Genomic DNA, 10,814 nt, shown 5'->3' with positions numbered 1-10,814 from the left:
GGGCACGACGGCGAGGGTGAAGACGGAGTTCGCGCCGGCGCCGACGAAGTCCGAGGCGCGGACGGTGGTCAGGCGCACCCGCCCGGCCGTGTGCGCGGCGTCGGCCTGCCGCCAGACCTCGGCCCGGATGCGGCCCTTGACGCTGTTGGGGGCGAGGGGCAGGTCCTCGGTCATGGGGCCGTCGACCTGCCCGTAGGCGTAGAGGTTGTCGAGCATGACGTAGTCGGCGCCGGTGCGCTCCGCCGCGGTGAGCAGCCCCTGGGCCAGCGGCGGGAGGGCCTTGGGCCAGGTGTGGTACGGCGGGGCGGCGCAGTTGTAGAGGGTGGCGGCGCCCCGGGCGGCCTCCGAGAGGCGGTCGGCGTCGGACGCGTCGGCGGCGACGCGCTCGATCGACGGGTGCTCGGGTCCGCCGCCGCCGCGGGTGACCAGGCGGACGCGGTGGCCGGCGTCGGCGAGCAGGCGGGCGGTGGCCACGCCGGTGCCGCCGGCACCGACCACGACAGCGAGGGACATGCGCTCCTCCAGGGCTCCGGGCGGGCTCGGTGCCAGGGTGCGGCAACCTGGACGTACGGCACTGGCCCGGTCACCGGACACCTGGAGGGTCAGACTATGCCGAACTCGCTGTGCGGCAGGCCCGGTCCCTCACGGGAGTTCGCGGATGGCGACGGCGTCGTAGACCATCCAGGAGCCTGCCGCGGTGGTGAGGGTGACGGTGTTCCGGCCGCTGCGGAGCCCGTCGGCGGGGAGGGTGACGTCGAGGACGCCGGGGCGGATGGGGCCGTCGTCTCCGGCGCCCCAGTGGTAGCCCTGGCCGCCGCCCTTGGGCACGGTGACGGTGCCCGCCGGCTCGCCGTTGAGGGTGAGTTCGACGGTCGGCGGCCCGGACTCGTGGGTGTCGATGAGCCAGGCGGTGAGGGCGAGGCCGGCGGCGGGCGCCTGGTCGAGGTCGAAGCGGAGGGTGAAGGTGTGCGGCTTGGCGCCGGCCCAGCCGTCGCTGGGCCCGGGGTGGATGTAGCTCCACGCGGTGGCGGGGTCGCTGCTGCCGACCGTGAAGTCGACGTCGTCGGGGAAGGCCGTCGGGAAGTCGCCGTAGCGGTCCGGCGCCAGCGCGAACTCCCCGGTGGCCAGGTCGACGGCACCGATCAGGGCCACCTTCCGGCTCACCGTCGCGGTCAGTTCGCGGCTGAAGTCGCCCCCCTCCCATGCGGCGGTGAGGGTCAGGGACTGCTCGCCGGTCGCGTCCGCCGGCGGGGCCAGGGTGAACGTGGTCGTGGTCCGGCCGCCGGCGGGCACGTCGACCGACCGGGTCGCGGGCTCGACGGTCCAGCCCTCCGGCGCCTGCACGCCGATGTCGGTGGAGTGCGCCCGGTCGACGTCGTTGCTGTTCACCTGCACCTGGACGGTCGACGGGGTGTCCTGGAGCAGGATCAGCCGCTCCGGGACGGTCTCGATCGTCAGCACGGGTGCGACGTTGACGTACGTGATGGCGTCGGGCAGTTCGGTGCCGTCGGCGGCTTCCCCGGTGATCACGACGCGGTACAGCCCGGACGGCACGTCGGCGGCGACGCGCAGGGTGAGGTCCTGCTCGGCGGTCTTCCCGCCCGGTGCGGTCAGCTTTCCGCGAGCGGGCCGGACCTCGATGCCGGCGGGGGTGGCGGCGCGCCAGGTGGCGGCGACGGGCCGGGAGGTGAGGTTGCGTGCGGCCAGGGTGAGCGCGCCGGTCTCGCCGGAGTCGACGCGTACGGTGTCGCGGTCGGTGTGGAGCACCGCGGGCGCCTCGGCCGACCTGGAGGGCGGCAGCTCCGCCACGCCCCAGTCCTTGTTGGGCTCGGGGCCCATCCACAGCTCCAGGGTCCCGCCGGCGGCGAGCCGGTCGTGGTGGAACCAGGCGTTGTCCTGGCGCCGCCCGTTGAGCGTGGCGCGCTGGATGTACATGTGCTCGGCGGAGTTGTCGTGGGTGACGATCCGGAAGGTGCGGCCGCGGTAGTAGTCCGGGTGCAGCCGGATGGTGACCGCGTCGAACACCGGCGACGTGATGTCGTAGACGGGCCGGGACAGGCTCGCGCCCGTCACCTCGAACAGCCCCATCGCCATCAGCGCGCTCATCGACCCCATCTGGCCCTGGTCCTCGTCGAAGTGGCCGTAGCCGTCGGTCGTCGTGATCGCGCCGTAGGTCTTCTCCTTGACCTGCCGCACCCAGTACTGGGTCAGCCAGGGGTGCCCCACGTAGTTGAACAGGTGCGCCACCTGAAGGCCGGGCTGGTTGCCGTAGCTGACGTGGCCCTTGCCGTACTCGGCGATGAAGTTCGCGTCGGCGGACTGCTCGAAGGCGTAGTTGAGCTTGTCGGCGTACGCCTTCCGGCCGCCGAGCCTGTTGGCCAGGGCGATGACGTCGTGGGAGGTGAACCAGGTGGCCTGCCACGCGTTCGCCTCGACGAAGTCCTCGTGCGACAGCGGGTCGAACGGGTCCTGCCAGCGGCCGTTCATGCCGCGCGGCCGGATGAAGCCGGTGGACCGGTCGTACAGGTTGCGCCAGTTCCCGGACCTCTCGATCAGGAACTCCCCCGCGTCGGTGTCGTCCCACACCTCGAAGTCGCCCAGCCCGACGTCCTCCCCGGTGCCGCCGGTCGCCTCGAACCTGACCCAGCTCACCCGCCTGGGCCGGAAGGCCACCACCTTGTTCCCGCCCCCGGCAGGGATGCCGTCCACCTCGACCGACGAGCCGTCGCTGAACGACAGCACGCCGGAGTTCACCCGCGAGTCGCCCTCGGCGCGGTCGCCGAGCACCACCTTGTGCACGCGCTTCTTCTCCGGCCAGCTCAGCCTGATCCACGGCTTCCGCTCCGTCGACGCCCACTCCACGTTCACCGGCTCGGTGACACTGGAGCGCGCCGGCCGGCCGTCCACGGCCCGCACCCCCGCCAGATTCGAGTCGTTCCGCTGCGACGACACCGACACCTCGGCGAACTGCGCCACGTTGAGACCGGACTTGCCCAGCCGCCGCGCCAGCTGGCCCAGCGTCCAGTCCTGGAACGCGTACTCCAGCGTCTGCCCCGCACCGCCTTCGAGCGGGCCGCTGCACACCTCGTTCGGTACGTACCCGAGGTCGAAGTAGTGGCGGGCACCGCCGCAGCTCCCCCAGCGCCCGTACTCGAACGAGCCGGCTTCGAAGAGGCCGCCCAGGGAGTGGGCGTCGAGCATGGCCTCGTACGCGAGGTCGATGTCGAAGTCCCGGATGCCCTTGTTCCAGGCGCCGCTGATGAACGACGTCACCGGCGATCCGGTCATCACCCACGAGTAGTCGCCGGCCACGGGGCCCCGCGGCAGCAGCCCGCCGTCCTCGTACATCCGCAGCTGGGACCGCACGGCGCTGGAGTAGATCTCCGGATAGGCCAGTCCCAGGACGGTGTTGAGGTTCCACTGCGTCAGCCAGAGCGCGTCGTAGTTGTACATCGCGTACTCGGGCACGCCGTCGGCGTCCGACGGGATCTTCCCGACCTTGCGGTGCTGCCAGGTGTTGTCGAGGTACGTGCCGTCGGCATCGCTGATCACGCTGCGTCCGCACAGGACGTGGAACAGGTCGGTGTAGAACTTCACCTGCTGCTGCTCGCTGCCGCCCTCGGCGTCGATCCGGCCCAGCAGCCGGTTCCAGTGGCCCTGCGACGCCGCCTTCACGGCGTCGAAGTCCCAACCCGGCAGCTCGGTCTCCAGGTTCCGCCGCGCGCCCGCCGCACCCGTGAAGGACAGCGCGACCTTCACCTGCACCTGCTCTCCCGCGTCGAGTCGGCCGTAGCGGACGTAGAAGCCCGCGCCCTCGCCCTCGACCTCGTCGACCGCCGCACCGCCGTCCGCGAGTTCGCCGCCGGCCCAGCCGTGCATGGAGTCGAAGGCCCTGTCGAAGCGGATGCTGAAGAACAGCTGGTTCCTGTGCGCGGGATAGCTGGTGCCGTGCTGGAAGACGTAGCCCTCCACCTCGCGATCGCTCTTCCTGGTGATCCGGGCGTCCTTCATGATCGCCTCGCCCAGCGTCCCGCCGAGGTTGACGACGATCTCGCCGGGGCCGGCGCCGTCGTACGTGTAGCGGTGCAGCCCGACCCGGTCGGTGCAGGTCAGCTCGGCGGTGATGCCGTACCGGTCCAGGTGCAGCCGGTGGTAGCCGGGTTCCGCCACCTCGCCCACGTCGTGGTTGACGTGCGACTGCCAGCCGGTGTCGCCCTCCAGCTTCGGCACCTCCTCGCCCGAGGTGGGCATCACCTGGACGCCGGAGATCTGCCAGCAGTGGAGGTGGCTGAAGCCCTTGACCTGGTTCTCCTTGCGCATGTAGCCGGTCCCCCACGTCGCGTGGGTGCTGGTGTCCGGGCGCAGCTTGACCAGGCCGAAGGGGTTGCTGGCCGACTGGAAGAAGAAGAACCGGCCCCGGTCGGCCTCCACCCAGGGGTTCACCAGCTTCACGTAGTCGCGGCCGGCCTCCCCGGCGGCGGCCGCCCCCGGCGCCGCCGCCCAGGCGTTGCCGGAGCCGTAGGCGCTCACCACGCCGGCGCCCAGCATGCCGCCGGTGGACAGCAGGAGACGGCGGCGGGACATTCCGGCGATGGCTTTCCTTGCAGGCATGGCAAACCCCTGTCGGTCGTTCGGTCACGGTTGACGAGCTGAACGCGCGGTCCTGCACTGCGGAAATGCGGCAAGTGGTGCGGAGCGTCGGGCGGTTGGGGCGGGGGAACGCGGAAAGTTATCGATAACATTCGGCGTGCGGTTGGACCGTAGGGGCACCGCCCACCGCCGTCAAGGGGGTGTGTCGACACGGCCCGGGGCGCACCCTTCTGAACTGGTACGACGCGGACCGGGTGCGCCGCACCCGGGACACCCGCCCCGCGGCGGCGGATTCCGCACGTACGCGGGGGAGATCCCGGCGGAAGATATCGATACCATTCCCGGGCAACGGGGTTGGCCCGGCAGCGACCTGGGGCGATGCGGTTCGGTGCTAGCGTGGTTCCGCTCGGTAACGGCGCAGGCAACGACGTGACGCAGCGGGGGAGAAGACGGTGACCGAGGGCTCTCCTTCTCGCCGCCCCCCGACGATGCGGGACGTCGCCGAGCACGCGTCGGTCAGCCCCATGACGGTCTCCCGCGTGCTGCACGGCGACCCCGGGGTGAGCAAGGCGACCCGCGAGCGCGTGCTCGCCGCGGTCGACTCCCTCGGCTACCGGCTCAACGAGGCCGCCCGCAACCTCCGGCTGGGGCGGACCAGCGGGCTGATCGGGCTCGTCGTCACGAACCTCGCGAACCCCTTCTACTCCCAGTTCGCGCTGGGCGTGGAGGCGGGCGTCGGGCGGCACGGCCTGAAGGTCGTCCTCACGAACACCGACGAGGACGTCGAGCGGGAGCGGCGGCTCGTGGAGGAGCTGACCGCCCGCCGGGTCGACGGCATGATCGTCGTGCCCGCCGGCAACGACCACTCCCACCTCGCCGCGCAGCCCGGCTCGGTGCCCATCGTCCTGGGCGCCCGCCCCCCGTCCGGCGTGCCGCTGGACTGCGTGCTGGTGGACGACTTCGGCGGCGCCCGCGAAGCGACGGCCGGCCTCCTGGCGGCCGGTCACACCCGGCTCGGGTTCCTCGGCCTGCCGCCGTCCGTCTGGACCGGCTCCGAACGGTTCCGCGGCTTCTGCGTGGCGCTTGAGGAGGCGGGGGTCCCGCTGGACGAGCGCTATGTGCGGCTGCGGCAGCGCACCATCCCGGCCGCCGAGGACGCCGCCCGGGAACTGCTCGGACTCCCCCGGCCCCCCACCGCGTTCTTCTGCGCCAACAGCCGCAACACCCTCGGCGCCTACCGCGCCACCAGCCGGCTCGGCCGCGCCGCGAGCCTGGCGGGCTTCGACGACTTCGAACTGGCCGACGTGCTCGGGGTGCCGCTGATCGTGGCGTACGACCCGCGGGAGCTGGGCCGCCGGGCCGCGGAACTGCTGCTGCGCCGCCTGCACGAGCCGCATCCCGGCCCCGGCGGGGACGCGCCGCTGCGCATCGTCATTCCCACGCAGGTCGTACGCTACGGCGATCCCGGCGCGGGTCGGGACTGACGGGGATTCGGGCCCGGCGATTCGCACCGCCGTGCCACCTCCCGTACGGCGTTGCGTGCGCCGTACGGGACGATCCGAACAACGGGTGGAGATCCGGTGGTAAATCCCTCGGCGGTCCATCACCCGCTTACCGGAGGGTTCCGTAGATATCCGCGGGCTCGTATGGTGGCCTCGTCGGTCACCGCCCTCAGGCGTGCTACGGAGGAGTCGAGTCAGGTCATAAGTGGAGTGACGTCGTCCCTTTACCGATGCCCCAGCCGGAGGAGTTGAGTATGCACGCCGCATCCCAGCCGGAGAGCACCGAAGCCGAACCCGGAACGGACGGGCGGCTGTATCCGGCGACCACCACCCAGACGAAGCGGCTCGCACTGTTACAGGGCCCCGACCGCTGGTGGAAGAATCCGTATGTATGGGCGTACTCGTACCCCGGGCGCCTCGACGTACCGCGAATGGAGCAGGCGCTGCGCCTCGTTGCCAGAAGGCACAGCGGCCTGCGCCTCTATTTCTTTCCGGATTCGATCGACACGGTCGGCTGCATTCCCCCCGGCGAGGCGACCTGGCCGCTGCGTGAAATGACCGCCGGCGCAGATCCGGCCGCCGCGGACGCCGAGGCGTACGCATGGCTGCAGGATATGTTCTCGCCGTTCGAACGGCCGCTGCTGCGCGCGGTCGTCCTGCATCGCCCCGAGAACGACATGTTCGGTGTCTCCATCGAGCAGAGCATCCTCGACCACGCCGGCGCCATGGCCCTGTTCGACGACATCACCGAGGTGTACGACGGGCTCGCCGACCGGCCCGCGTCCGCGTTCGACGAACTGGTCACCGACGCCACGCGGTTCGCCCTCGACGAGCGCGCCTGGTTCGCCGGCGACGACGGCGCGGCGTCGCTCGCCTGGTGGGACGAGCACAACAGGGGACTCGGCGCCTATCCCGGCCTCGACCTGCCCGAGCTGGGCCCGTGCGAGCCGTGGGGCACGATCGTCAACTACGATCTCCAGCTCTCCGCCGACGACACGGCCCGGCTGAAGCAGTACGCGCGGCGGCTGCGCGTGACGACCACCATGCTCGCCTTCGCCGCAACCGCGGTGACCCTGCGGGCCCACGGGCATTCCGGGGACGTGCGTTTCCTCTTCGCCACCTCACGGCGCATCTGGCCCGGCACGGAGAAACTGATCGGATACTTCTCGAACCGCATGATGCTGCGGATTCCCGTGACCCCGGAGGATACGGTTCCATCGCTGGCGCCCAAGGTCCGGTCCGGAGTCCTGGAAGCGATCTCGCACAGCATGTTCAGCCACGAGGAGTACGTCCGGGCCCGGTTCCCCGACGCGTACGACCGGGAACCGACCGGATACGGGTACGTCAACACCGCGGTCTACGACCCGGCGCCGCGCCTCGGCGGCGTACCGCTCACGCGGGAATCCCTGCCCATGTTCGGCCGGGATTTCCACCAGCCCGGTCTGGCGCTGGCGCTCTTCCTCTACGGCGACCGCCCGGCCGTCGCCAACGCGAGCTGCGCCGAGGGTATGTACACGCGCGAATTCGTCGAGACCATCACCCGGGACCTCGCGCGGACTTGCGCCGGCACCGCCGACGAATGAGGCTCCGCCCCCTGCCGGGCCGAAGACCACCGAAGGGCGAGGTTGGTGTGCGCATGAATTCCCGTGTGACCGGGTAACGCCGTGACGAATCCCTTACAGGCTTACAGCGCGGCCGAACTGGCCGCCCGGCGCAGCCTGAAGTGGCGGGAATACCCGCCGGACGTGCTGCCGATGTGGCTTGCCGAAACGGACACCCCGCTGGCGCCACCGATCCGGGCCGCGCTGACCGCCGCGCTCGAACGCGGCGACACCGGCTACGCGTACCACGCGGACCTGCCCGGCGCGTTCGCCGGGTTCGCCGCGCGCCGGTACGGGTGGCGGCCCGACCCCGCCTGCATCACCCTGGTGTCCGACGTGACGCAGGCGATCACCGAGTCGATCCGGCTGGTCACCGAGCCCGGCGACCGGGTCGTGCTGGACACCCCGGCGTACCCGGCGTTCCCCAGCCACCTCCAGGCGCTCGGCCGGTGCGTCGTCGAGAACCCGATGGTGGACGGCCGGATCCATCTGACCGGGCTGGAGGGCGCGTTCGCGGCCGGGGCCAGGGCGTACCTCATGTGCAACCCGCACAACCCGACCGGCACCGTCGCGGACATCGAGACCCTGTACGCGATCGCCGAGCTGGCCCACCGGTACGGCGTCCGGGTCGTCGTGGACGAGGTGCACGGCCCGCTGACCTACCCGGGTGTCGTGCACGTCCCGTTCGCCATGCTCGACGCGGAGGCCGCGGACCGGTCGTTCGTCGCGGTGTCCGCGTCGAAGGCGTGGAACGTCGCCGGGCTGAAGGCGGCGCTGCTGGTCGCCGCGCCCGGGGCGGCCGCGGACCTGCACCGGCTGCCGCCCGAACTGTGGGTGTCGGCGGGCATCTTCGGGGTCATGGCCGGCGTGGCGGCGTTCAGCGACGGCGAGCCGTGGCTGGACGAGCTGCTCGCCGGGCTGGACGAGAACCGCAAGCTGCTCGCCGACGAGCTGAACCGGGAGCTGCCGCGGATCGGCTACCGGCCGCCGGACGCCACGTACCTGGCGTGGCTGGACTGCCGGGCGCTCGGCCTGGGCGACGATCCGGCGGCCGCGTTCCTGGAGCGGGGCCGGGTCGCGCTGAGCCGCGGCCCGCTCTACGGGCGGGCGGGCCGCGGGTTCGTACGCTTCAATCTCGCCACCTCCGCCGACCGCGTCCGCGAGGCGGTGGCCCGGATGGCGCTCGCGGTGAACTGACCGGGCCCGTGACCGTACCGGCGGCGGGGGGCGCCGGCGGGCTGCGGCGTCAGCGGCCCCGCTCGAAGTCGGCGATGGCCTCCGTTGCCGCCTGCCGGCTGAACCCGGCCAGCACCGGGTTGCTGCCCTCGTAGTAGTCCGCGGCGATCACGCCCACGCACAGCGCCCAGCCGCGGGCCCGCGCCCAGGTGTCGTCGTCCACCGGCAGTTCCTCCCGGAAGGTCTCGCGCCCCGCGGACGACAGGAACGTCCAGGCGGCCATCACGTCGAGCGCCGGGTCGCCGACGCTGAGCAGCTCCCAGTCGATCACCGCGCCCGGCACCCCGTCGCGTACGAGCACGTTGCCCGGGTGGATGTCGCTGTGCACCCACACGGGCGCGCGCCGCCACGCGGGCACGCGGATGGCCGACTCCCACAGGGCGGTGGCGGCCCCGGTGTCGAACGTGCCGTCGAGGTGGCCGAGCGCCCGCCGGACCACCCCGTCCCGTACCGGCAGCGGAGTGCCGCGAAGGCCGCTGTGCAGGCCGGCCCGGGGCCCGCCGGCGGTCGGGATGCCCTGCAGCGCACCGACGAACCCGGCCAGCGCCCGCCCGGCGGCGCGCTCGTCGGACACCGGCGACGCCACCGCGTCCGCGCCCTCCAGCCACCGGCAGACCAGCCAGGGCCAGGGGAAGCCGTCGCCCGCGGCGCCGGTGAACACCGCCGTGGGGATGTCCAGCGGCAGCCGCGGCGCGTGCCGGGGCAGCCACCGGTGCTCCTTGCGGATGTGGCCGGCGGCCCACTCCGTCTGCGGCAGCCGTATGCTCAGCCGGTCGCCGAGCCGGTACAGGGTGTTGTTCACCCCGGCCGACGTGACGCGCTCCAGCGGAAGTCCGCCCCACTGCGGCGCCTGCGCGCGCAGCAGGGTGCGTACGAGGTCCGCGTCGGCTTCGATGCGCAGCTCATCGGGCATGTGCGTCTCCCCTCCCGGGGGTCACGGGCGGCTCCGCCCGGCGTCGGCGGGCGGCGTGTCGAGGAAGAGGTCCAGCGGCGGCGCGGGCACCAGGTAGAAGTGCCCGCCGGGCCTGGTGGCGTGGTGGAAGGCGCCGGTGGTGAGATCGGCCCACCGCTCGGCCTGCCGTGCGCTCACGTGGCCGTCCTCGGAGCCGTGTACGGCGACGATGTCGCAGCTGAGCCGCTCCCCCGGCACATGGCGGTAGCGCCGGAGCATCTCGAAGTCGGCGCGCAGGTACGGCAGTACCAGCGACCGGGCCGCGGGGTCCGCCAGCACCTCGGCGTCGGTGTGGCCCAGGGAGGCCAGGGACCGCGCCGCCGCGTCGTCGTCCCAGGCGAGGTCCTGGGCGGCCACGTGGTCGGGGTCGTGCGGCGCCCGCGCGGAGGAGGCGACGAGCCGCTCGACGCCGAGGCCGATGCGCTCCAGGCGCCGGGCCACTTCGTACGCGACGATCGCGCCGAGGCTGTGCCCGAGGAAGGCCACCGGGCGGTCGAGGAAGGGGCCCACCGCGGCGAGGACCTCGTCCGCCGCCTGCCCGAGGTCGTCGTGGCACGGCTCGTCGAGCCGGTCCGCCCGGCCCGGGTACTGGACGGCCGCCACCTCGGTCTCCGGCCGGCCGGCGGCCCAGTCGCGGAAGAAGTTCGCCGACCCGCCGGCGTGCGGGAAGCAGATCAGGCGGCGGTCCGCCGCCGGGCGCGGCACCGGCACCCGGACGACGGGCCGGGGGCGTTCAGGCGCCATCAGCCGGCCCCGTCCCGGGCCGCCCGCACCAGGTCGGCCAGTTCGTCGAAGGACCCGATCCCGTACACGTCCGCGAAGTCGAGGAGCACGCCGAGGCGGTCGCCGATGTCGTCGATGAGCCGGATGAGGTCCAGCGAGTTGCCGCCCGCGCCGAAGAAGTCGTGGCCCGCGTCCGCCGGCGTGCCGGTG

At 72.6% G+C, this 10,814-nt stretch carries 8 protein-coding genes; 3 read left to right on the top strand and 5 right to left on the bottom strand.

Going from position 1 to position 10,814, the window contains the following annotated elements:
- Window positions 1–513 (bottom strand): NAD-dependent epimerase/dehydratase family protein (locus H5J30_RS07995; protein ID WP_181786450.1); only part of this gene is annotated, 513 nt, incomplete at its 3' end.
- A 129-nt stretch (window positions 514–642) separates the two neighbouring features.
- The gene (locus tag H5J30_RS07990; protein WP_181786449.1) at window positions 643–4,611 is read right to left on the bottom strand and encodes a glycoside hydrolase domain-containing protein; all 3,969 of its coding nucleotides are present in this window, start codon (window positions 4,609–4,611) and stop codon (window positions 643–645) included.
- A gap of 467 nt (window positions 4,612–5,078) precedes the next feature.
- Here H5J30_RS07990 and H5J30_RS07985 point away from each other — a divergent pair, with 467 nt between their 5' ends.
- The 3 genes from H5J30_RS07985 (at window position 5,079) to H5J30_RS07975 (ending at window position 8,890) form a co-directional block, all read left to right on the top strand.
- On the top strand, window positions 5,079–6,074 hold the full coding sequence (locus H5J30_RS07985; protein ID WP_181786452.1) for a LacI family DNA-binding transcriptional regulator: 996 nt from the start codon (window positions 5,079–5,081) through the stop codon (window positions 6,072–6,074).
- Window positions 6,075–6,322: 248 nt separating this feature from the next.
- Complete coding sequence (locus H5J30_RS07980) at window positions 6,323–7,675, top strand: condensation domain-containing protein (RefSeq protein ID WP_309505464.1); 1,353 nt, start codon at window positions 6,323–6,325, stop codon at window positions 7,673–7,675.
- 117 nt (window positions 7,676–7,792) lie between these two features.
- Window positions 7,793–8,890 carry a MalY/PatB family protein gene (locus H5J30_RS07975; RefSeq protein ID WP_181786451.1) on the top strand — a complete coding sequence of 366 codons (1,098 nt, stop codon included), beginning with the start codon at window positions 7,793–7,795 and terminating at the stop codon, window positions 8,888–8,890.
- 49 nt (window positions 8,891–8,939) lie between these two features.
- Here H5J30_RS07975 and H5J30_RS07970 read toward each other — a convergent pair whose 3' ends face one another.
- The 3 genes from H5J30_RS07970 to H5J30_RS07960 all read right to left on the bottom strand — a co-directional run.
- Window positions 8,940–9,842, bottom strand: coding sequence for an aminoglycoside phosphotransferase family protein (locus tag H5J30_RS07970; RefSeq protein ID WP_181786447.1), 903 nt, complete (start codon window positions 9,840–9,842; stop codon window positions 8,940–8,942).
- A gap of 21 nt (window positions 9,843–9,863) precedes the next feature.
- On the bottom strand, window positions 9,864–10,625 hold the full coding sequence (locus H5J30_RS07965) for a thioesterase II family protein (protein WP_258563176.1): 762 nt from the start codon (window positions 10,623–10,625) through the stop codon (window positions 9,864–9,866).
- The coding region (locus H5J30_RS07960; RefSeq protein ID WP_181786446.1) for an acyl carrier protein at window positions 10,625–10,814 on the bottom strand (190 nt) is incomplete at its 5' end. The genes H5J30_RS07960 and H5J30_RS07965, both read right to left, overlap by 1 nt.

Origin of the sequence: Streptomyces phytophilus (assembly GCF_013870535.1) — a bacterium.
Classification (GTDB): domain Bacteria; phylum Actinomycetota; class Actinomycetes; order Streptomycetales; family Streptomycetaceae; genus Streptomyces; species Streptomyces phytophilus.
The sequence above is the reverse complement of the archived record's forward strand: the minus strand, read 5'-3'. Positions and strand labels throughout refer to the sequence as shown.